General features: G+C 41.5%; 20 protein-coding genes. 2 read left to right on the top strand and 18 right to left on the bottom strand.

Going from position 1 to position 22295, the window contains the following annotated elements; all coding sequences use genetic code 11:
* Positions 1-160: 160 nt before the first annotated feature.
* The 11 genes from rpoD to rpsU all read right to left on the bottom strand — a co-directional run bounded on the left by rpoD (position 161) and on the right by rpsU (position 11260).
* Positions 161-1342 carry an RNA polymerase sigma factor RpoD gene (gene rpoD / locus QUF07_RS00885; RefSeq protein ID WP_217161309.1) on the bottom strand — a complete coding sequence of 394 codons (1182 nt, stop codon included), beginning with the start codon at positions 1340-1342 and terminating at the stop codon, positions 161-163.
* Positions 1343-1359: 17 nt separating this feature from the next.
* Positions 1360-3186, bottom strand: a complete 1827-nt coding sequence (dnaG, locus tag QUF07_RS00890) for a DNA primase (RefSeq protein WP_217161394.1) — start codon at positions 3184-3186, stop codon at positions 1360-1362.
* Between the two features lie 135 nt (positions 3187-3321).
* Positions 3322-5403 (bottom strand): glycine--tRNA ligase subunit beta, encoded by a 2082-nt coding sequence (glyS, locus tag QUF07_RS00895; protein ID WP_289426605.1) that lies wholly within the window; start codon positions 5401-5403, stop codon positions 3322-3324.
* Entirely contained in the window at positions 5403-6329 is a 927-nt protein-coding gene (glyQ, locus tag QUF07_RS00900; protein WP_056982814.1) for a glycine--tRNA ligase subunit alpha, read from the bottom strand. The genes glyS and glyQ overlap by 1 nt, the downstream gene beginning before the upstream one ends.
* 290 nt (positions 6330-6619) lie before the next feature.
* Positions 6620-7381: a DNA repair protein RecO gene (recO, locus tag QUF07_RS00905; protein WP_217161312.1), complete on the bottom strand. Its 762-nt coding sequence runs from the start codon at positions 7379-7381 to the stop codon at positions 6620-6622.
* Between the two features lie 305 nt (positions 7382-7686).
* The gene (gene era, locus QUF07_RS00910; RefSeq protein WP_056982816.1) at positions 7687-8580 is read right to left on the bottom strand and encodes a GTPase Era; all 894 of its coding nucleotides are present in this window, start codon (positions 8578-8580) and stop codon (positions 7687-7689) included.
* Positions 8581-8592: 12 nt separating this feature from the next.
* The gene (locus QUF07_RS00915) at positions 8593-8994 is read right to left on the bottom strand and encodes a diacylglycerol kinase family protein (protein ID WP_056982817.1); all 402 of its coding nucleotides are present in this window, start codon (positions 8992-8994) and stop codon (positions 8593-8595) included.
* Complete coding sequence (gene ybeY / locus QUF07_RS00920) at positions 8978-9460, bottom strand: rRNA maturation RNase YbeY (protein ID WP_217161314.1); 483 nt, start codon at positions 9458-9460, stop codon at positions 8978-8980. The genes QUF07_RS00915 and ybeY overlap by 17 nt, the downstream gene beginning before the upstream one ends.
* 20 nt (positions 9461-9480) lie before the next feature.
* A complete protein-coding gene (locus QUF07_RS00925; protein ID WP_217161315.1) occupies positions 9481-10446 on the bottom strand; it encodes a PhoH family protein in 966 nt (321 codons plus the stop codon).
* 79 nt (positions 10447-10525) lie between these two features.
* The gene (locus QUF07_RS00930) at positions 10526-10975 is read right to left on the bottom strand and encodes a GatB/YqeY domain-containing protein (protein ID WP_054746610.1); all 450 of its coding nucleotides are present in this window, start codon (positions 10973-10975) and stop codon (positions 10526-10528) included.
* Positions 10976-11068: 93 nt separating this feature from the next.
* A complete protein-coding gene (gene rpsU, locus QUF07_RS00935) occupies positions 11069-11260 on the bottom strand; it encodes a 30S ribosomal protein S21 (RefSeq protein WP_003553874.1) in 192 nt (63 codons plus the stop codon).
* Between the two features lie 180 nt (positions 11261-11440).
* On the opposite strand from rpsU, the gene QUF07_RS00940 reads away from it, so the two are divergent.
* A complete protein-coding gene (locus QUF07_RS00940) occupies positions 11441-12262 on the top strand; it encodes a pyruvate, water dikinase regulatory protein (protein ID WP_217161316.1) in 822 nt (273 codons plus the stop codon).
* Between the two features lie 185 nt (positions 12263-12447).
* Here QUF07_RS00940 and QUF07_RS00945 read toward each other — a convergent pair whose 3' ends face one another.
* The 7 genes from QUF07_RS00945 to hisS all read right to left on the bottom strand — a co-directional run bounded on the left by QUF07_RS00945 (position 12448) and on the right by hisS (position 21082).
* A complete protein-coding gene (locus QUF07_RS00945) occupies positions 12448-13371 on the bottom strand; it encodes a deoxyribonuclease IV (RefSeq protein WP_289426606.1) in 924 nt (307 codons plus the stop codon).
* On the bottom strand, positions 13371-14582 hold the full coding sequence (locus tag QUF07_RS00950; RefSeq protein ID WP_249778543.1) for a CDP-glycerol glycerophosphotransferase family protein: 1212 nt from the start codon (positions 14580-14582) through the stop codon (positions 13371-13373). Before QUF07_RS00950 ends, QUF07_RS00945 begins: the two co-directional genes overlap by 1 nt.
* Positions 14583-14598: 16 nt before the next feature.
* Positions 14599-15408 carry an ABC transporter permease gene (locus QUF07_RS00955; protein ID WP_054746608.1) on the bottom strand — a complete coding sequence of 270 codons (810 nt, stop codon included), beginning with the start codon at positions 15406-15408 and terminating at the stop codon, positions 14599-14601.
* Positions 15409-15421: 13 nt separating this feature from the next.
* A complete protein-coding gene (locus QUF07_RS00960; protein ID WP_289426607.1) occupies positions 15422-16582 on the bottom strand; it encodes a CDP-glycerol glycerophosphotransferase family protein in 1161 nt (386 codons plus the stop codon).
* Between the two features lie 219 nt (positions 16583-16801).
* A complete protein-coding gene (locus QUF07_RS00965) occupies positions 16802-17677 on the bottom strand; it encodes a YitT family protein (RefSeq protein WP_054746606.1) in 876 nt (291 codons plus the stop codon).
* A 307-nt stretch (positions 17678-17984) separates the two neighbouring features.
* On the bottom strand, positions 17985-19772 hold the full coding sequence (gene aspS, locus QUF07_RS00970; protein ID WP_217341334.1) for an aspartate--tRNA ligase: 1788 nt from the start codon (positions 19770-19772) through the stop codon (positions 17985-17987).
* A 2-nt stretch (positions 19773-19774) separates the two neighbouring features.
* Positions 19775-21082: a histidine--tRNA ligase gene (hisS, locus tag QUF07_RS00975; protein ID WP_217161319.1), complete on the bottom strand. Its 1308-nt coding sequence runs from the start codon at positions 21080-21082 to the stop codon at positions 19775-19777.
* 367 nt (positions 21083-21449) lie between these two features.
* On the opposite strand from hisS, the gene QUF07_RS00980 reads away from it, so the two are divergent.
* The gene (locus tag QUF07_RS00980; protein WP_289426608.1) at positions 21450-22295 is read left to right on the top strand and encodes an N-acetylmuramoyl-L-alanine amidase family protein; all 846 of its coding nucleotides are present in this window, start codon (positions 21450-21452) and stop codon (positions 22293-22295) included.

Consider the following 22295-nt stretch of genomic DNA (forward strand, 5'->3'; position numbering starts at 1 on the left):
TCAAAACAAAAAGAGCCCTAATCACAAAGTGATTAGAACTCGAATTTAGTTTCACCAACAACAGTTGACGAAGAGCCAATTTAGTTTCACCAACAACAGTTGACGAAGAGCCCAAAATTTGTCACTTTGTTATGAACGCCTGCTGTTCTGTTGAATCAGATTATTCCAAAAAATCTTTTAATTGCTTGCTACGTGATGGATGACGGAGCTTCCGTAATGCTTTAGCTTCGATTTGACGAATCCGCTCACGGGTTACACCAAACACTTTTCCAACTTCTTCAAGGGTCCGAGTTCGACCGTCATCAAGGCCGAAACGCAACCGTAAAACATTTTCTTCACGATCGGTTAACGTATCAAGAACACTTTCCAGCTGTTCCTTTAACAACTCATAAGCTGCATGGTCGGCTGGTGAAGTTGCATCTTGATCTTCGATGAAGTCACCCAAGTGAGAGTCATCCTCTTCACCAATTGGGGTTTCAAGCGAAACTGGTTCTTGGGCAATCTTCAGAATTTCTCGAACCTTCTCTGTTGGCATGTCCATCTCAGCACCAATTTCTTCAGGCAATGGCTCACGGCCCAAGTCTTGAAGTAATTGCCGTTGGATTCGGATCAATTTGTTGATGGTTTCAACCATGTGAACTGGAATCCGAATTGTTCGAGCCTGGTCAGCAATGGCCCGGGTGATGGCTTGACGAATCCACCAAGTGGCATAAGTTGAGAATTTGAATCCCTTCCGATAATCAAACTTCTCAACGGCCTTCATTAAGCCCATGTTACCTTCTTGAATCAAATCAAGGAACTGCATCCCCCGACCCACATAACGTTTGGCAATCGAAACCACCAACCGCAAGTTGGCTTCAGCTAGTTCCTGCTTAGCTTCTTCATCGCCATCTTCAATTCGTTTAGCAAGTGAAATTTCTTCGTCGGCACTTAAAAGTGATACCCGGCCAATCTCTTTAAGGTACATTCTAACCGGATCATTGATCTTAACACCAGTGGGCGCAGAAACATCAGAAAGTTCCTTCTTAGTAACCTTCTTAGCGGCGCCAATCGCACGTGGATCTGGCTCGCCATTTTCATCAACGACACTAATTCCTGAGTCTTCGATTTCTTCAAGGAGTCCTTCCATATCCTTTTCGTTCAAAGAATATGGTTCTTGGATTTTCTTCTGGAGTTCATCATAGGTAATATGACCAATTTGCTTATTCGCTTTAACAATTGCGTCAAATTCCTTTTTATACGGCTTAGCAGCTTTCTTTGCGGCCTTTGTCTTAGTTGATGCAGCCTTTTTGCTTGTAGTTGCCTTTGTTACCTTTACCTTGCTTGTTTTTTTGTTAGCCATCAAAATGCCTCCTGAAGTTAGACTTGTTGCTTCGTTCTCTTTTGTTGCTCAAGTTTGATAATTTCAATCATTAATTCTTTTTGTTTGTCAACATCGCCAATCTTCGTTGCTTGTTTCAATTCGGTTCGCCTTTGCTTCAACTTGGCGTCTACGGGTGCCTGATGCATCAACACATTGACACAGTTATCAATTTCTTGATCGCTGGGTTGATCTGGTAATTCAAGCATTTCAATATCAATTAACAAGCTTTGCAGTGAATTTTCCGTGATGAGATTACTAAACGCAGCCACATTATAATCGCTGTATTTGGTGAAATAGCCCTCTGCTAATAGATACAACATTTGAAATTTTTCATCAACAAACGCAAATCCGGCAATATTACTGACTTTCAACCAAACATCATGATAATGGAGCATTCGATTAAGCAGTTGCATTTCTGCAACCTGCACTTTAGTTAAATGCTTTGTCTGCCTTGGCCGAATGGGGGGATTAGGCTGTTGATACTGATTAGTCGAAACCGATGGCGTTCGCTTTAATAACGGCATCAACTGCTGTTGCAACAACTTCTTCTCCACCGAAAATTCATCCGCCAACCGATTCAGATAAAGATCCCTCGAAATGCTGGAGTCCACTTTGCTAATTAATTTGACTGCTTCAGCGATATAGTTGCTCTGGTCAACTTCAGAATTCAAATTGTATTGCTTTTTCAAGTAGCTCAATTCAAATTCAATGGGTGCCTGGGCGTGAGTGAGCAACTCCTTAAAGGGATCGGCGCCTTTACTGCGAATGAATTCGTCGGGGTCCATACCATCGGGAACCGTGACAACCTTGATACCCATACTGTTATCATGCTCACCGAATTCATCAATGGCGCGTTTAATGGCTTTTTGTCCAGGAATATCACCATCGTAGCAAATAATAACATCCCGCGTAATCCGTTTGATATCATAAATTTGCTGTTCAGTAAGACTAGTGCCCATCGAGGCAATCCCAGACTTAATGCCAGCTTGATACGCTGTAATCACATCCATAAAGCCTTCAAACAACAAGGCAGGTTGCTGGCTTCGAATGTTTGCCCGCGCTAAATCCAGGTTAAAGAGGATTTTGCGTTTATTAAACGTTTCGGTTTCCGGACTATTCAGGTACTTTGGCATATCTGGATTCTTCGTCAGCATCCGGCCGGAAAAGCCAACCGTTTGCCCGCCACCATTTCGAATCGGATACATCACCCGATCAACAAAACGATCGCGCAAGTTACCATCCTGATCCTCAGAAAACAGCCCCGTTTTGCGTAGCAGCTGATAATCAACCTTGCGTTCATCGAAAAATGGCTTCAACAATCGTTGGACAGGCGCATATCCAAGCTTGTAGGTGGCAATCGTTTCATCAGTAATTCCCCGTTTGTGGAGATAATCCAACGCCGGTTGTCCCATCTTGGTGTTTGTCAAAATATGGTTATATAACTTGACTGTCTGCTCATGGAGATCAATCAATTGCTTTTGTTGTGAATTCTCATTAGCAGATGGGTCATTCGAATGATCCGCAAAATACTTCTTATCTAAAGGAATATTTTCGAGTTGGGCAACTTCATTAACGGCTTCTGGGAATGAAATATTCTTTAACTCCATTAAGAACTTGAATACATTTCCGCCGCGGCCACAACTGAAACAATGAAAAATCTGCTTATCCTCCGAAACTGAAAAAGACGGGGTCCGCTCTTCATGGAACGGACAGAGGCCAAATAAATTCTTGCCAGACTGTTTCAATTGAACGTACTGAGAAACAACATCAACTATGTTGACCTGTGATCTAACTTGCTCAATCACATCTTCTGGGATCTTGATAGTCTTTCGCCTCCCATCTTTAAAAGCCGTATAAATACCGGCAAAAAGCCGCACCCAAGAGTGCGACTCATTGTCTTAGCGATACGTGATTAAATACTATCATACAATGTCAATTAGTACAATCATAAGCACTCATTATCCCTTGACAACCAATTTATCCAAATCACCTAAGAACATAATCATGTTGGCAATCATTGTCAACTGACGAAGCCGGTTATTCCTCAGCTTTTCATCCTTAGCCATGATCATTGTAGCGTCAAAATAAGTGTTAATTTCATCTTTAAGCCCTGCTAGCCGTTTAAAATCGGCTTCAGCAGTCAAGTCTGTGTAACCATCTGCAGCCTTGGCCACAGCATCATGAAGTGACTTTTCGGAATCATTCTCAAACAAACTTGGGTCAACCGTCAAATCATCACTGCCAAATGAACCCTTTTTAGCGATCCGTTGAACCCGGGTCAGTGACTCAATGACCTCCTTGAAGTCACGATCATCACTGTGATTTTGCAAGGCCTTGCCACTAGCAATGTTAAAGACAATGTTGGTATGTGATCCAGAGGTAACGGCATCTGAAATATCATAACGAATACCTAAGTCATCAAGGAACTGTTTGATTCGATCCTTAATAAAGTCATCAATCGCTGAAACCCGTCCGCTCATATCCAAATCAGGGGCAACGTTTTGCTGTTTCTGCAACTCAATCACCTTGTTCAACGTTGAAGTTAAATCAAATTTCCAGTTCTTGTTAGAAACGATTCGAACAATCCCAGTTGCTTGACGACGTAAGGCATAAGGATCGTTTGAGCCACTTGGGATCATCCCGGCGGCAAAGAACGTTAAAATGCTATCCAATTTATCGGCAATCGACAAAATTGAACCAATATCTGATTGAGGTAAATCGCCGTTTGCTGAGATTGGCATGTAGTGTTCGGAAATTGCTTTGGCAACCGCCTCGGATTCGCCATTTAGCAACGCATATTTTTCACCCATTACACCTTGGAGTTCGGCAAACTCGCCAACCATGCCGGTAACTAAATCAAATTTGTAAATTTCAGCTGCCCGCTTCAAATCTTTGAGTTGGTCGTCAGAAAGGCTGAATAATTGGCCAAAGTAATGTGAAATAACTTGCACTCGCTGCATTTTGTCATACATTGTCGAAATTTTGTCATGGAAGCTGACCTTTTTCAGACGTTCCACATAATCAGCAATTGACTTCTTTTGATCTTCTTGATAGAAGAACATGGCATCTTCCAGACGGGCAGTTAAAACTTTTTCATTTCCTTGAACCACGTTCTGCAAGTCATAATCATTCCCGTTTCGGACGGAAACAAAATGAGGAAGTAATTTGCCTTCTTGATTAGTTACATAGAAGAAACGCTGATGATCTTTCATCGAGGTAATCAGGACTTCATCTGGGATTTTGAGGTATTTGTCATCAAACTTACCCGCAAATGCGGTTGGCCATTCAACCAGGTTATTAACCTCTTCCAATAAATCAGGATCCAGATTGATCTTCCAGTTGTTGTCTTGGGCAATCTTCTGAATTTGCTTGGTGATCATTTCTTTTCGTTTATCAGCATCGGCAACGACAAATTGTTCAGTCAACTTTTCTTCGTATTCATCTGCGTTTGCCAATTCAACATCTTTACCAAAGAAGCGATGTCCAGAAGTAATGCGATCAGTTGTCACGTCAAGGATCTTAAAGGGAACAACCTGATCGTTAAGTAAGGCGACCAGCCATTTGATCGGTCGGACATATTCAAATGAATAGTTCCCCCACTTCATCATCGTTGGGAAAGTCATTGCAGTAATAACGTCTTTCATCCCGGTTAAAATCTCGTCGACAGGTTTACCAGCAATGTGTTTTTCAACGAAAACGTATTGTGTCCCTTTAACATCCTTAAACGTGATGTCATCCGTGGTAGCGCCTTGCCCTCTTGAGAAACCAATCGCAGCCTTCGTCCAGTTACCGTCAGCATCTTGAGCAATCTTTTTTGCGGGTCCTTTGACGGATTTATCAATATCTGGCTGCTTATCAGCTAACTCCGTTATATAAAGAGCCAACCGCCGAGGGGTGCTAAAAGTCTTAATGTTGGCAAATGTAATTCGTTGTGCTTTAAGAAAATCGGTTGCCCGTTTTTTGAGTTGATTAATGCTTGGCGTCACAACATGGGCAGGGATTTCTTCCAAACCGATTTCCAGTAAGAAATTGTTAGCCATTATTTTTCCTCCGTTTCGTCTTTGAGTAGTTCTTGACGTTTCTTCTCGTCTTTAATCAACGGGAATCCTCGACGTTTTCTAGCGGCAACAAATTCCTTGGCGACCCGCCGGGCTAAATTGCGAATTCGGGATAGATAACCAGCTCGTTCGGTAACTGACACAGCGCCGCGAGCATCCAAAAGATTAAACGTATGACTGCACTTCAAAATGTAGTCATAAGCAGGATGAACAAGGCTTTGATCCAATAAGCGCTTGGCTTCATGTTCATACTCATTGAAATGCTTCAACAGCATTTCTTGGTCACTAACCTCAAAGCTGTACTTGGAATGTTCATATTCAGGTTCTTTGAAGATATCACCGTAAAGAACATCGTCTGACCATTCCAAATCAAATACAGAGTTGACGTTTTGAATGTACGACGAGAGCCGCTCCAAACCATAAGTAATTTCAGATGCAACGGGATCCATTTCGAGGCCCCCAACGATTTGGAAATATGTAAACTGGGTAATTTCCATTCCGTCTAGCCAAACTTCCCAACCAACACCGGCACATCCCATCGAAGGGTTTTCCCAGTTATCTTCAACAAAACGGATGTCATGTTCCAAGGGATTAATACCAAGTTCCTTCAAACTGTTCAGATAAAGTTCCTGAATATTTTCTGGTGAAGGCTTCATAATAACTTGAAACTGATGATGTTGATACAGCCGGTTCGGGTTTTCACCATAACGGCCATCAGCTGGTCGTCTGGAAGGTTCAACATAAGCGGCATTCCATGGCTCTGGGCCAATTGCCCGCAAGAACGTGTAAGGACTCATTGTTCCAGCCCCTTTTTCGGTATCGTATGCCTGCATTAACATACATCCTTGAGCTGCCCAATACTTTTGCAGCCGCAGGATAATTTCTTGAACTGATAGTTTTTCAGTCATCAATATTCCTCCTAGTTTAATCACAAAAAAATCCCTATGTTTAAAAGCTATACTTAGCCACTTAAACATAGGGACGAGTCAATCGCGGTTCCACCCTACTTCTGGTAAATTATTACCAGCACTTAATTGTTCAGCTCAAAAAGCGCCATCTAATTGATCAGTTTGAACTGGCTCTCACTTACCCAGTCTCGTTGGACAAAATCATCAATCAGTTTCTTTTCTCATTGCCGAATTATTTATTTCAGAAATAATCATAGTTGACATTAAAACGATTGTCAACGCAGCTTACATCAAATTTTGAATTTACCCAGTTGATCAATGAATCGTTTGCTTTTGGGAACCACCCCGACGCTGCGCTGATAGATTTGGTCTAAAACTTGTCGTAATAACTTTTTGGTTTTGTCACCTACTGCAATGTGCGCTAATTTTGATAAATCCACAACCGAAAATAACCTCAAGTAATAAATGGTTCTCGCGTCCAGATGCATTCGGTAAGGATCCTTGTCCCAGTGATTTTTGCATAGCAAGCCACCATACGCCTCGGAATAGTCAAACGGCAAATCTCGCCGATGACAGATCACACAGTCAACCCAATTAGGGGCAACCCCAAAGGCTTGAAGCAATTGAACTTCAAAGATATTTGTGATAATTTCTGCGTCGAAGCCTTCATCAATCAGTTTCAACCCCATTAACAACTTGTCGTACCAAACAGCTATGGGCTCACCGTCGTGAAATGCCAGATCGATTAACGACATTGTGTAAGTTGCATAAGCATTCTTAGTGATATCTTCAGCGATCTGATTAAAGTGTTCAACATGTTTGCCGTCATTGATGTATGACAAGCCATCATCTTTGATGTCGCCACCGTACAAGCCATATGTAAACGGTAAAATCGCCGCCCGCATTTTGAAGCGAGGTCGCTTGGCACCACGGACCAAAAACATTTTCTTCCCAAATTCACGGGTCAAAAATTTCACCAAAAGGTCATGTTCACGGTAGGGCTTGGTGTAAAGTAAAATTCCATTAAAATCTGTGATTTGGCCTTTGGACATGAAATCACCTCAGAACGCGATAATAAGTGCTTTGATCCCGGAATGTAAGGAAAAATTAATTACTTCCATTTTGGAATGATTGATTTCTAGCTTACATGGTTGAGATCAGCCTCCTGGTGCACATTTTTGTTAGGCAAAATAGGACAGCTTCAACCAACATTGAAAAAAGGTAAAGTTGCGTCTACATAGAATAGATTAGCTGTGCAAAGTAGGAACTGCCACAAAAGCAGCCGGACGATCCCCAGAGCAAAGAATCCATGCGTGGGTGACTTAAGTTCCAGTTCCTAAACGCTTTGCTTCGTTCACTATTTTTTGTACCCATACGAATCCAATAAGCTTTGCTTGTCACGCCATCTTGGTTGAACCTTTACCCATAACTCCAAGAACACTTTGTTGCCCATCATGTTCTCGATGTCTTTTCTTGCTAGGGTCCCAATTTTCTTCAACATTGAACCACCCTTACCGATCACAATTCCCTTTTGACCGTCCCGTTCAACGATGATTGTTGCTTGAATTCTCAACAACCCATTGTCATCCTTAATCTTTTCAATATAAACGGCGGTCGAGGTCGGAATTTCTTGGCGAGTTAATTGCATCACTTTTTCTCGAATTAACTCTGAAATCACAAATCGTTCCGGGTGATCCGTTACTTGATCTTCTGGATAGTACTGAGGTCCTTCTGGCAATTCCTTTACCAAAGCATCAATCAATTCTGGGACATTGTTTCCTTGTAAGGCAGAAATTGGGAAAACATCCTTGAATTTTAACGCATTTTGGTACTCACCAATAATTGCCATAATGTCATCAGGCGAAATTTGGTCAATTTTATTAATTAACAGGTAAACTGGTTGGTCAGTCTTCTTCAACTGGTCAATAATATAATTATCCCCAGCGCCTCGCCGTTCAGTCGCATTGACCATGAATAACACAGCGTCAACTTCTTTCAAAGCTGACAAAGCTGATTCCATCATAAAATCGCCCAATTTATCCTTGGGCTTATGAATTCCAGGGGTATCAATAAACACAATTTGAGCTTCCTTCGTTGTGTAGACTCCCTGGATCTTATTTCGAGTTGTTTGGGCTTTGTCACTCATGATCGCAATTTTCTGGCCGATCACTCGATTTAAGAAAGTTGACTTCCCGACATTGGGCCGGCCAACAATTGCAACAAATCCTGAATGATAATTTGGATTATCCATTTTTTACCTCACCTAACTTAGTAACTCAATAAACCGGGGAATAAAGATTAACGACCCGATAATGATTGCAAATAGCGCAGACATCAGGACACCACCAGCGGCGATATCCTTTGCTCGTTTGGCTAACAAGTCAAAATGATGGCCAACAATTAAATCGACCACATTCTCAATGATTGAGTTCAACACTTCCGATCCAATCACAGAAAAGAATGCAGCAAATAACCATAGCCATTCGTTAATTCTTATCTGAAGAATCACGCCTAGACACAACGTTAAAAATGCAATGATAAGGTCAAACCGAAAATTACGTTCCTCTAAAATGAGACGTTTGATTCCTTCTAAGGCGTGTCCTACTGATTGGAAAAAAGTCTTGTTCTTATCTATTTGTCTGCTGTCTTTATCTTTTAAGGCCATATTTATTTAAAATCTCTTTTTGCAAGGGAAACATCACGTCAGCATCAGCTTTCTTCATGTGATCATAGCCATTCAGATGCAAGAAGCCATGAACCACTAGAAAGCCAAGTTCTCGCTGGAAAGAATGACCCAAGTAATCAGCTTGTTCGGCAACTTTATCAACTGACACAAAGATGTCGCCAATGTTCTCTGGAATGCTTTCTTTGAGAGATTCATCCATAATAATCGGGAAATCATCATCGGCAGAATCTTCAATCGCAAAACTAATCACATCAGTTGCCCGATCGACGCCGCGATATTTTTTATTAATCCGGTGAATCTCGTCGTTATTGACCAAGGTCACAGACATTTCCGTGTTATCTGCCAGCTTAATGTACTTACCGGCAAAATCAAGCACGTTGGCAATTAATTTTCGGTCTTTTTCATCAATGCCGTCCTTTGTTTTATCGTATATCTCTAAATCCATTCTCATTCTTCCTCGATTAGTTAATGACCGCTATTCTCGTACGCGGTGATGATTTTTGCAACCACTGGATGTCGAACAACATCTTCCGCAGTGAAGGTTACAAATTCAATTTGGTCGATATTTTTCAAGATTTTTTGGGCAGCAACCAACCCACTGGTTGTTCGCTTTGGCAAATCAATTTGTGAAATATCACCGTTCACAATCATCTTTGAACCAAATCCTAACCTGGTTAAAAACATCTTCATTTGCATATTGGTGGTATTTTGAGCTTCATCCAAGATCACAAATGCATTATCCAGGGTCCGGCCACGCATATATGCCAACGGCGCAATTTCAATCACGCCACGATCCATCAACCGTTCAGTATGCTCCGCGCCTAAAATTGCGTGCAGGGCATCATAAATTGGCCTGAGATAAGGGTCAACCTTTTCTTTCAAATCACCCGGCAAAAAGCCAAGACTTTCCCCGGCTTCAACAGCGGGTCGTGTCAGCACAATTTTATCAACGGTTCCCTGTTTTAAAGCCGCCAGCGCCATGACAACCGCCAAATAAGTCTTACCGGTTCCAGCAGGTCCAATGCCAAAAGCCACATCATGATGACGAATCGCTTGAACGTATTGTCGCTGACCAAACGTTTTGACTCGGACTGCCTTACCCTTAGCATCTTTGATTAAGACTTGGTTATATAAATCCTGAAAATATTCTAATGTGCCGTTCTTGGCCATATTAATTGCACTAATAAAATCACTGCTATTAATACTGATGCCCTTTCCAATCAGGGAAAGAATATTTTCCAAAATGTGGATCGTCGTTTTGACTAAATCTTCTGTACCAGAGATCCGCATCGAATTACCGAACACGTTAATGGAAACGTCCATGCCCTCCTCAAGAATCGTCACAAACTCATCTTGAGTACCGACAATTTGCAATAGCTCATTGGGATCGGATACGATAAATTCTTTTGTAATCTGTTCAGTATCAGCCAAATACACAAACTCCTTTTTAATCCTATTATTGTGATACTAGCATAGAAAAAGCCATTTCCAAAGCATTATTAATCATTAATTAACCTTGAAGGTGTTTTTTTACAAGTTGATTAATAATACTTCCATCGGCTTTACCTTTAACTTTAGGCATCACAGCTCCCATCACCTTACCAAAGTCAGCCATTGACTCTGCGCCAACCTGTTTAATGGTTTCCTCGACAACGGCTTTAACCTCATCGGTTGACATTTGTTTGGGTGCATATTCTTCGGCAATCTTTAATTTGGCTTCTTGATCCTTGACCAAATCATCACGATTACCCTTCTTAAATTCTTCAATCGATTCTTTTTGTTGTTTAATTTCTTTCATGACGATTGAACTCACTTGATCTTCAGTTAACTTATGATCAGCACTTTCAACTTCAGCGTTCATTATTTGAGCTTTAATGCCCCGAATCACACCTAAGCGAATTTTATCATGTGCCTTCATTGCTTCTTTTAAGTCTGCATTCAATTGATCATAAACAGTCATCAAAGTAACCTCTTTTCAATTTATAATTAAATTTTACCATTAAAAAAGATCAGAGACTAATAAAAATTAGGCTCCGATCTCTCGAGTAGTGTCTTAGAAACGACGCTTCTTCTTGTTATTACGCTTACGTGCTGCTTCTGACTTTAATTTACGCTTTACACTTGGTTTTTCATAAAACTCACGTTTACGATATTCCTGTAATGTACCGCTTTTTGAAACTGTACGTTTGAAGCGTCGAAGAGCATCATCAAGAGACTCGTTTTTACGAACGACTGTCTTTGCCATGTGAAATTCCCTCCCTCCGAGCTTGAATGTAACTGTTTAAAAAGCACTCCAAGTGCATCCTAAAACGGTTCGAAATAAATTATACATATTAATGTCTTTGTCGTCAATGATTTAAGTTAAAAACGCTATCACATGTTAATATTTAATTAGGAAATTTTATTTTAGAGGAGAATAACCTATATGAAAACGCAAAATGTGTTCATTATTTCTGATTCAAGTGGTGCCACCGCTCAAACAATTGCCCAAACAGCCGTTTCACAATTTCCTAATCTTAAGGCCGAAATGCGGCGCTTTCCGTTCATTCAAACCGACTCAATCTTGCGGGGAATTCTTAAATTGGCCAAAACCAACCATGCCATGATTTTTCATACATTGGTTAACACCGATTTAAGTGAAATGGTTGATGAATTTTGCACTCAAAATCATATTTATGACTTTGATTGTATTCAAGAGCCAATGCGGATGCTCAGCAAGCTAACCGACGAGCAACCTGCCCATATTCCTGGGTTGATCCACGATCTTAATCAAAATTATTTCGAAAGAATTTCATCAATCGAATTTGCGGTTGAAAATGACGATGGTAAGAATGCCAAAGGCCTATTGGAGGCGGATATTGTCGTACTGGGAGTTTCCAGAACATCCAAGACACCACTCTCCCTTTATTTGGCTAACCAAAATCAAAAGGTCGCAAACTTACCCATCGGACCAAGTTTAAAAATTCCTGAAGAACTCGACCAAGTAGACAAGAATAAAGTCTTTGGCCTCTTGAACACCCCTGAGAAGCTCCACAAGATCAGAAGACAGCGGATGTTGTCATATGGTCTAGATGCAGATACACCTTACTCAGACACCGAAAATATTAAGAAAGAATTGAAATATGCAAAGGACCTCTACAGAAAGCTTGGTTGCTTGACGATTAACGTTGCCAATAAGTCAATTGAGGAAACCGCAACAATTATTTTGGAAAGTTTGAACCTGGACACGACAACATTTGAAGACTAATGGTCAGGAAGCATTGAGGTGACCTAACGACTTCATCACACTATCAGGAAAGACACGCACGATCGATTTTAACGCAATGTGGGCTTGATGAGCCTGCTTAGCACTTATAAAAGAGTTACAAAAGTAGGGCACTTCATGATTGGTATGCCACTTCTGTAACTCTTCTTTTTACAACTGTCAAAAACCTAACTAAATGGCCGACCAGCCTTCATATCAGCAATAATATTTGGGTTGAATTGCTGCCGTTTGAGCATCGCAACTTCGTAGCCATGGGGATTATATTTAATCTTCTTATCTGTTTCGTCTTTTAAAATCGGTGTTTCCATAATCTTTGGGACGTTGGTCAACTGTTCATGATGCGCAATATAGTTCAACGTCTCAAAGCCAATGGTCCCCAACCCAATAATTTGGTGGCGGTCTTTATGGCTGCCCTGTTCGTTCTTGGAGTCATTGAGATGAATGACTTTCAATCGATCAATGCCAATCACATGATCAAATTCATTCAAAACACCGTCGAAATTATTCTTGATATCATAGCCGGCATCACTGGTATGACAGGTATCAAACGTCACTGAAAGTTTATCATTATCTGTAACCTTGTCAATAATTTCTGCCAGTTGTTCAAACGTGATGCCCACTTCGGTTCCTTTACCAGCCATGGTTTCTAGCGCGATTTGGACTTTTTGATCGCTGGTGATGACTTCGTTGAGGCCCTTGGCAATTTGAGCAATCGCCTTTTGCGGACCTGCCCCGACATGCGCACCTGGATGTAAAACAATCTGCTTAGCCCCAATGGCTTCAGCCCGTTTAATTTCTTGCTGCAAGAATTGAATGCCAAAGGTAAAATTCTGAGGCTTCAAAGTATTCCCCAAGTTGAAGATATAAGGGGCATGGACAACAACCTCTTGTAGCCCATGCTCCTTCATATAGGCTTTACCGGCATCTCCATTTAACTTATCAATTGGTTTGCGAACCGTATTTTGAGGGGCCCCAGTATAAACCATAAAGACGTTTTCGCCGTATGAATCGGCTTCCTTGGCCGAACCCAGGAACATGTCCTTGCCATTCATACTGACGTGGGAACCAATTAAGAACCTTTCTTCACTCATTATTTTCCTCCTCGTAAAATCAACTGACCAATCTTTTCAGCTGCATGACCATTTTCCCAAGTACAGAATTGATGATTAAATGCGCGCAATTGATCATCAAAAGCCGAAAATTGACCAGTCTCAGTGTATTCTTTTAAGTATTTTGTAAAGGCCGCTTCGTCAGTCGCCATCGGTCCCGGTAAATTGGCTTGGTCATAGTCAAAATAAAATCCTCGCAACTCATCTCGATAATGAGCGAGATCATACGGGAAAAACAACATTGGTCTTTCAAGATTGGCATAATCAAACATCACCGAAGAATAATCGGTGATTAGCAGATCTGTGATCAAATATAACTCGTTAATATCTTCTTCAGCAAAGATTTTCACCCGATCGGCAAAACCAGTGATATCGATGTGATCTTTGACCAAATAATGGGGCCGAATAATCAGAACCGTGTCATCAGAAACTGTTTTGAAAAAATTTGCAAGCGAAAACGGCAACGTAAAGTTGTAGCGCCCTTGTTGTTTAAAATTATCATCCCGCCATGTGGGCGCATACATGATAATCCGTTTTGGCTGATAACCGAATAATCGTTGCTTAATCTCCGCGATGTGGCTTTGACGATTATCCTGATAAAGGGTGTCGTTACGGGGATAGCCAACTTCTAAAAAGTCATGTTTGAACTTGAAGGCAGATTTAAAAATATCCTCTGAATATTGATTGGGAGCGATTAAATAATCCCAGCGAGCAGCTTCATCAACGAATCCCTGATGATATTGTGCCGTGGTCGTTCCGGGAATCTCGACATGTTCAATGTCCACACCCAATTTTTTTAACGGCGTCCCATGCCAAGTCTGAATATAGGTCGTCTGGTGGTTTTTATGCCACCATTTGGGCATCCGGGAATTCATCACCCAGAAATCTGCGCGGGCTATGTAACTGACCCACCCCGGAGTAAACCGCCGAATGAGTTGAATGTCCGGAAATGCTTTGGATAACCGCTGATATTCAGATGGTTTCACACTGAAATAATAATGATCCCGGTCAGCAGGATTCATTTTCACCAATTGCTTGTAGATAGCAAATGGATTGTCGCTAATATCACGCCCATTAAAGCTTTCAAAAATAACCGTGCCTTTTTTCACTCGCATACAAAGAAACCCATCGTTCATCACGATGAGTATCCAGCGAGCTATCAATTTAATTAACTGAATCATTTGATTTTTCAACAGCTCATCCTCCACACTATATTAAATCAACAAATCTTGATCTGAACTTGTAGTGGAGATGGGACCCAACTAGGAGGAAGAAGAGAATCATTCCCCAAAAGACAACTGTTAAGGTTGGCTTTTGCCAGAACCAATTCGTCGATAGCATCGAATCCCTGAAGCCAGAAACAACATAGAAGAATGGATTTAGCTGCAAAATGTGGACGAATGGTGCCGGAAATGAGTTGGTTTCAAAGTTAAAAAGCACGCCAGACATATAAAATAACATTCTCATCAATGATTGCAATAGGATTCGGTAATCCCGAACGAGCACAGAAATGGTTGAATTGAAAATACCAAACGCAATTAACCAGGCAATCATGCAAATGAAGTAATAGAGCCATTGGAACCAATAGATTGATGGTCTAACACCATACATCCCGCCAACTACAATTGAAAAGACCAACATTGTCCAAAAGGCACTTAAATTGCTGACAATCTTGATGGTTGGCAAAATACTAACTGGAAACTTCATTTTAGAAACCATCCCAACCCGCTGGTAGATACTCTTTGAGGCATCCAAACTTGCCCGGTTCATGAAGAACCATGGTGTAATTCCAATCACCATCCATGGCAGGTAATCGACCCCGTGAGTGGTATTCCCATGTTTCAAGCCGATACCAAATACCAGCCAGTAAATTCCGATTTGAATTAATGGATAGAGATATTCCCAAACAAGTCCTAAATAATGGCTTTGATACTCAGCTTTATCTTCATACTTGGAAATCCGAAAAATAATCCCAATATTTTCAAACTGTTCTCGTAATAGCGTTAAAACTTCTTTCACTTTCAGGCACTCCTTAACGTGACTTCAGCAACTGGATATACCGATCAACGACCCGCTGAGTTGCTTGACCGTCGTTAAACGTATTCCATCTTTTGTTAAAATCATCAAAATTAGTTGGTTTAGCGTCAATAATTGCTTGTTTTAATTGATGAACCGTCGTAATCGGCGGGGTTGGCAACCAGTCTAAATAATCATCTTGAATGCCTGGATTGCGCCGATATTGATCGATGTCAAACATGAAAAAGATCATTGATTTGGCATTGGGCAGTAAACTAAAATCAAAGGCTACCGATGAATAGTCGGTTACTAATGTATCTGCAACGGCCAATAAGTCACTGGTCGCCAGTTCATGATAGAACTTGATTCTTGGATTGCCGACTTCCCGCACGGCGATTTCCTTATCTCGAAACACCGGATGCAATTTGACAACGACGATCGCATTTGGATCAGCGGCCAAGGCATCACTCAGCCCAATTGGCAGCTTAAAACTTTGGTGGGGCCGATAAGTCGGGGCATATAAAATGACTCGCCTGCTTCTTAATTCAGGAGCTGCCCGGTAGATTCGTTCCCGAGCGACTTGTTGCCACTTCGGATCGAGGTATTGATCGGATCTGGGGTAACCTAACAGCCGAATCTTATCAAAACTTTCATGATAACTTGAAACAAACACATTTCCCATTGCTTTGGAAGCAACAATGTATTCATCAAAATGATCATAAACAGATTGGAATCGTCGTTTATCAAATTGACTTCGTTTAGCGGTCGTTGGGTCTTCCCAACCAAACTTTTTGATTGCCCCATCCGCATGCCAAATTTGAACGATCTTGGTTGAAGGCCGATGAACCAGCCCTCCCAAGAAAGCATAATAATTATCACAAATAATTAACCTTGCCCCCATCAATAATGGCACAAAATCAAAAACAAATTTGAGACCATCATTAAATGGCCGAGTGACAATTCCAAACGCGGCCAAATCGGTTGCAGCTGCTTCAGTATCGGGACGATACAGGACGACCAGCTTCATCTTCGGCGGCATCTTCTGGGCCAGTTCTTTGATGAAGTCAACATTATCATCAAAACTCATCAAGTAAACGACTTTATTTCTGCGCCGAAAAACGTTCAACCCAGAAATCATTTTAATCAGCCATAAATATAAAACTTTCAAAATTTTCACCGTTTTTCAGTATTTTGTAATCACACACTGAAATATTATAACATAAACATTTTTCAGAACTGGTTTCTTAAAGAATCTTTAGAAAGAAGCGTCGGCTTCAAGCTAGATCCCCCTTTTGCATGAATCAGGCAGTCAAGAAAGCTAACTTGAACAACTTGGTTTTCAATCTGCTAATTCGAACTCAAACAAAGGATTAGACCAATGACTCTTTCGAATTTCTCACGGTTTCGGTTCATAAAATCTTCCCAATATCTTAACTGAGTCTGCGATACTTGCGAACGCATTTGGATCCGACTCCAATAAGGCCTCTTCCAATTCATTCATCTCATAACGCGAAATAACCGTGAATAAAATCGTTTTCGCATCATGCCGATAGGCACCTTCTGCATTGTGAACAATGGTAATCCCCCGACGAAGATGATTTTGGACACTGTCGATCACTGTATTGGGTCGATTGGTGATGATCATTACCTGCATTCGTTGCTGTTTGGTATAGGTCATATCCATGACCTTTGCATTGACAACCAAACTCAAGGCCGAGTAAAAGGCATATGGCCAACCATACATGAAAGCTGCGGCAATGATGATCAAAGTATTGAAGGCAATATTAATCGTCCCAATACTCCGGCCAGTCCGCTGACGGATGACAATACCAAGAATATCCAAGCCACCGGTTGAAATGCCATTCTTCAAAGCCAAACCAGTTCCGAAACCATTAACTGCCCCACCAAAGATCGCGCAGATAATCGGGTCATGGGTTAACGGGATCGGCTTCAATAACTGAATCATAAAACTAGATAGAAAAACGGTAATGATGGTAAAAACAGTAAATTGTTTACCAATTGCCCGCCAGGCTAAGAAAAATAATGGCACGTTTAAAAGAAACAAACCAAGGCCAGTCGAGATCGTGATTGGCAACGCCCGCATCGAAATTGTATTCAGCAGCTGAGCAAAACCGGTGATCCCTGATGAATAGATATGACCAGGTGTCCAAAAAAAGTTCACCGCAATCGAAACGAGAATTGCATAAATCAGAGAAGTTGAGGTTTTAGTAACATAGGTGTGCCGACGCATAAGTTTTGAAACGTCATCCATATTAGTTTCCTTTCATAAATCGCAAAAGTATCTTCAGGTTTTATGATAACCTTGATGCCGCAATAATACATCAAAATTGGCTGAAATATTAGTCAGAAAAGTGTTGATAAACGCAACTTGGCTTTCTAAAGCCTGCAGTTAATGACTAACCCCTGCCATTTAAGCCAAGAAAGCAATGCATCCAAAACTAGAATGCATTGCTTTCTTGGCTTAAATTCTGGGATCAAATTGCCTTTTCTCCCAATCTCTTGCTTAAAAATGGCAATTATTTGCCTAAGACGATTCAAATAGTGATAAAGAACGTCGTTTATTTTTGATCGTCATGATCAGCAACAAACAAGCCCAAGTCCTCAAGCTGTTTGTTAGCAACGGGTTGAGGAGCACTGGTCAATGGTTCGACAGCTTTAGAATTCTTAGGGAACGCAATGACGTCTCGAATGTTCTCTCGATCAGCAAGCAATCTGACAAAACGATCCAAGCCGATTGCCAAACCACCATGAGGTGGAAAACCGTAGTCGAGCGCATTTAGGAAGTAACCGAATTGAGCTTCGGCACTTTCTTTAGTAAACCCAAGGGCTTCAAACATTTTTTCCTGAAGGGCTCGAGTATGAATACGAATGGAACCTCCACCAAGTTCAAGGCCGTTCAAGATAATATCATAACTTTGAGCATAAGCCTTATGAGGATCTTCACCCTCGTTCATTAAGTAGTGAACATCGTTTTCATTTGGCATTGTAAATGGATGATGGGCAGCGACGTACCGTTTTAAATCAACATCCCATTCAAATAATGGCCAGTTAACAATCCACAGGAAAGCAAATTTGGATTCATCGATCATATTTTGTTGCTTAGCAATTTCAACTCGTAAGTAACCAAGTGTATTGGCAACAACCCGGGTATTGTCAGCGGCGAACAAAAGTAAATCGCCAGGTTTTGCTTCTGCCTTGGCTAAAATCTTTTCTCGGAGATCAGGATCCTTGAAGAACTTTGCAATTGGGCCATTGAAGCTATCGTCAGTAACTTTTAACCAGGCGAGCCCCTTAGCACCAAATCGTTCAACATAGTCGGCAAATTGATCTAAATCTTTTCTAGAATACTTATCAGCACCGCCAGGAACGGCAATCGCCTTAACTTGGCCGCCATCTTTAACGGCACCTGAAAATACCTTGAAATCGACGTCTTTCATAATGTCTGAAAGATCTTTCAATTCCATTCCAAAACGTACATCAGGCTGATCAGTCCCAAAGCGGGCCATTGATTCATCCCAGTCCATCCGCTTGAATGGCAATTGAACATCGATTCCCATGGCATCCTTCATGACCTTGGCAATGAAGCCTTCAGTGACGTCTTCAATTTCCTCTTGGTCGGCAAATGACATTTCCATATCAATTTGGGTAAATTCAGGTTGACGATCACCACGCAAATCTTCATCACGGTAACAACGCGCGATTTGATAATATTTATCGAAGCCAGCGCCCATCAACAATTGTTTAAATTGTTGAGGAGATTGTGGCAGTGCATAAAATGACCCTGGATAAACTCGTGAAGGAACCAAGTAATCCCGAGCACCTTCTGGAGTTGATTTTGTCAACGTTGGCGTTTCAATATCGATGAACCCTTCTTTGTCAAAGAAACTGTGAATTGATTGAATAATTCGATTTCTTAACAAAATGTTTTTTTGCATCTCAGGACGACGAAGATCCAAATATCGATACTTGAGTTTAAGGTCTTCAGAAACATTGATATTATCCTGAATATAAAATGGTGGTGTCTTGGCAGTGGCCAAAATCTTTGCATCGGTGATGTCGACCTCAATTTTACCGGTCTTCATCTTCGAATTAATTTCTTTAGGGTCTCGGGCAACAACCTTCCCCTTAGCTTCAACAACGTACTCGCTTCGAAGCTTATCGGCTACTGCAAGCGCATCCTTGCCGAACTCCTCACTAAACACGAGTTGAACGATTCCTTCACGGTCACGCAGTTCAATAAAAATCAAGCCACCAAGGTCTCGGCGCTTTTGAACCCAGCCTTTTAAAACAACTTCTTGGCCGATCAACTTATCGTCAACCAAGCCAGCATAAGTGGTTCTCTTCATGTCTAATCAATCTCCTCATCATCATTAAAATATTCATTGATCACATCATCAAAATCAAGAATAATGTCATTCAACGAAACTGAAACTTCTTTTCCAGTAGCCATTCGTTTAACATTTGCGGTTTTGGCCTTAAGTTCACTTTCACCAACTGTAATCGTATACTGGGCATTTAATTTATTAGCGGTCCTGAACTGAGCCTTTGGTTTCCGGTCAAGGTAATCGCGGTCAGCCGCAAATCCATCTGCCCGCAGTGCTTGAACAATCCGGAGGGTTTCAACGCTGGTTTGTTCACCAATCCCCACAACATAAGCATCAAGTTGATCAAGAACTGGAAATTTAACGTTTTGAGCTTCCATCAGCAACATTAACCGCTCCATTCCCATTCCAAACCCAATTCCGGGCATTTCTGGGCCGCCAAGCTGTTCAACCAGACCATTATAGCGACCACCGGCACAAATGGTGGTGTAACCATCGCCAAGGACTTTTGAATTGACCATGATCTCAAAGATCGTGTGATTATAATAATCCAACCCTCGAACCATATCAGGATCAATCACATAGGGAATGTTCAAGGCATCTAACAACGATTTAACTTTATCAAAATGACGTTTCGAATCCTCATTAAGATAGTCAAGAATTGATGGGGCATCCTTGACAATGGCTTGATCCCGCTTGTCTTTACTATCTAGAACCCGCAGCGGATTCTTGTGGAGACGAACCTTGGAATCGTCACTTAACTCATCGAAATGAGGATCCAAGTAATCAATTAAAGCCTGACGATAAGCATCTCGAGATTCTTGGTCACCAAGAGTGTTAATTTCTAGTCTCATATCAGAAAGGCCGAATTGTTTGAGCAAATCCATGCCCATTGCAATCACTTCAACGTCTAACTCGGGCTCGTTACTTCCAAATGCTTCAACGCCAATCTGATGGAATTCTCGTTGCCGGCCAGATTGTGGCCGTTCATAACGAAACATTGGCCCCATGTAGAACACTTTAACCGGCCGTGGATGCTCCGGACCATACAATTTATTTTCAACAAACGCCCGAACAACACCAGCCGTTCCTTCTGGGCGCAGGCTCATGTGCCGTCCACCCTTATCATCAAAGTCATACATCTCTTTGGTGACAACGTCTGAAGTATCACCAGATGTTCTGGAAAAGACATCAAAGCTTTCAAACATCGGTGTGCGAATTTCATGATACCTGTAATCTTCAAACAACATCCGAGCAGTTTCTTCAATATAGCTCCATTTTTTTGCATCATCTGGAAGAATATCAGCTGTTCCTTTTGGTCGTTGATATTTCATTAATTGTTGCCTCCCATTTATATTTTCCGAAAAAAAAGACCCCTGTCCTCAGACAAGGGTGCAAACGCACGGTACCACCTTTATTAACTCTCAAGAATAACGCTCGCGCGAATAGCAATCACTATTAACCATTAACTCAAAAAGTGTCACTTCAGAATCATTACCACATTCTCTCAGCAAATGAATGTTCTCTGTCAGGCAATTCCTCTTACTGTTCTTTTCATTCGGTTGAATATTTAACTGTAATTAAGATTAGTTGACAACGACTGAAAAGTCAAGAACCGATTGATGGGAACCGTCAACAAAGCTAGCCTCCTTGGCAATTTTCAACTATAATAATGTTATTTGAGTGAATGGAAGACATTTAATGAAAACGATTAAGGAAAATAAGAATTGGATAATCACCACTGCAGCAATCGTGATCACGTTCCTCATCCTATTGCTGGCACTCTACTCCAACTCAGTCACGGTTAAAGTAAACCAGTTAAATATTCGCAGCGGCCCGGCAGTCACCTACTCAGTCAAAGCAAAGGTCAAACAAGGCCAGCGCCTGCAGGTCATCAGCCGTAAAGATGACTGGCTTAAAGTAGTTTATAATCACAAAATTATCGGCTGGGTGGCATCGTGGTTAGTCACCAATCCGGACATTAAAAATGTCACCAAGCTTTCCGAAGCGACGGTCGTCATTGATCCCGGCCACGGTGGTGACGACACAGGTGCCTTGTCCGCAACTGGGCAACCAGAGAAGCGCTATACTTTAGATGTCGCCAAATTAGTGGCCCAAAAGTTGCGGGCTCGGGGGACAAAAATCATTATGACCCGAGATAGTGATCGAACTGTTCCGCTTTATTCGCGGCCACGAACGGCAATCAATGCGTCCGCCAACGCCTTTATTAGCTTTCACTTTGATTCCTCTGATGCCGATAACACCGCTTCGGGTTACACGTGTTATTATTACCACAATGGGCAATCTAAGGATCTCGCCAAAGCTGTTAATACCCAAATGCAAGCGCTACCGCTAAGGAGTCGAGGCGTTGATTTTGGCAATTACCTCGTGATTCGGGACAATTCGGTACCGGCAATTCTGATTGAAGGCGGTTATATTAACACCAACAAAGATTTCAAGCTCATTGAAAGCAAGTCTTATCAAGAAGCATATGCCGATGACGTTGTTTCTGGATTGGCAAACTACTTTAAAAATCATAATCATTAA

The organism is Lentilactobacillus sp. TOM.63, assembly GCF_030361045.1.
GTDB classification, from domain to species: Bacteria; Bacillota; Bacilli; order Lactobacillales; family Lactobacillaceae; genus Lentilactobacillus; species Lentilactobacillus dabitei.

Bases quoted from the DNA above. Each gene is read 5' to 3' on its own strand.
- glyS (WP_289426605.1), bottom strand. From the start codon at position 5,403: ATGGCTAACAATTTCTTACTGGAAATCGGTTTGGAAGAAATCCCTGCC.
- hisS (WP_217161319.1), bottom strand. From the start codon at position 21,082: ATGAAATATCAACGACCAAAAGGAACAGCTGATATTCTTCCAGATGAT.
- QUF07_RS00980 (WP_289426608.1), top strand. From the start codon at position 21,450: ATGAAAACGATTAAGGAAAATAAGAATTGGATAATCACCACTGCAGCA.
- era (WP_056982816.1), bottom strand. From the start codon at position 8,580: ATGGATAATCCAAATTATCATTCAGGATTTGTTGCAATTGTTGGCCGG.
- QUF07_RS00940 (WP_217161316.1), top strand. From the start codon at position 11,441: ATGAAAACGCAAAATGTGTTCATTATTTCTGATTCAAGTGGTGCCACC.
- ybeY (WP_217161314.1), bottom strand. From the start codon at position 9,460: ATGGATTTAGAGATATACGATAAAACAAAGGACGGCATTGATGAAAAA.
- QUF07_RS00945 (WP_289426606.1), bottom strand. From the start codon at position 13,371: ATGAGTGAAGAAAGGTTCTTAATTGGTTCCCACGTCAGTATGAATGGC.
- QUF07_RS00965 (WP_054746606.1), bottom strand. From the start codon at position 17,677: ATGGATGACGTTTCAAAACTTATGCGTCGGCACACCTATGTTACTAAA.
- rpsU (WP_003553874.1), bottom strand. From the start codon at position 11,260: ATGGCAAAGACAGTCGTTCGTAAAAACGAGTCTCTTGATGATGCTCTT.
- recO (WP_217161312.1), bottom strand. From the start codon at position 7,381: ATGTCCAAAGGCCAAATCACAGATTTTAATGGAATTTTACTTTACACC.
- QUF07_RS00915 (WP_056982817.1), bottom strand. From the start codon at position 8,994: ATGGCCTTAAAAGATAAAGACAGCAGACAAATAGATAAGAACAAGACT.
- aspS (WP_217341334.1), bottom strand. From the start codon at position 19,772: ATGAAGAGAACCACTTATGCTGGCTTGGTTGACGATAAGTTGATCGGC.
- glyQ (WP_056982814.1), bottom strand. From the start codon at position 6,329: ATGACTGAAAAACTATCAGTTCAAGAAATTATCCTGCGGCTGCAAAAG.
- rpoD (WP_217161309.1), bottom strand. From the start codon at position 1,342: ATGGCTAACAAAAAAACAAGCAAGGTAAAGGTAACAAAGGCAACTACA.
- QUF07_RS00930 (WP_054746610.1), bottom strand. From the start codon at position 10,975: ATGACTGTTTATGATCAATTGAATGCAGACTTAAAAGAAGCAATGAAG.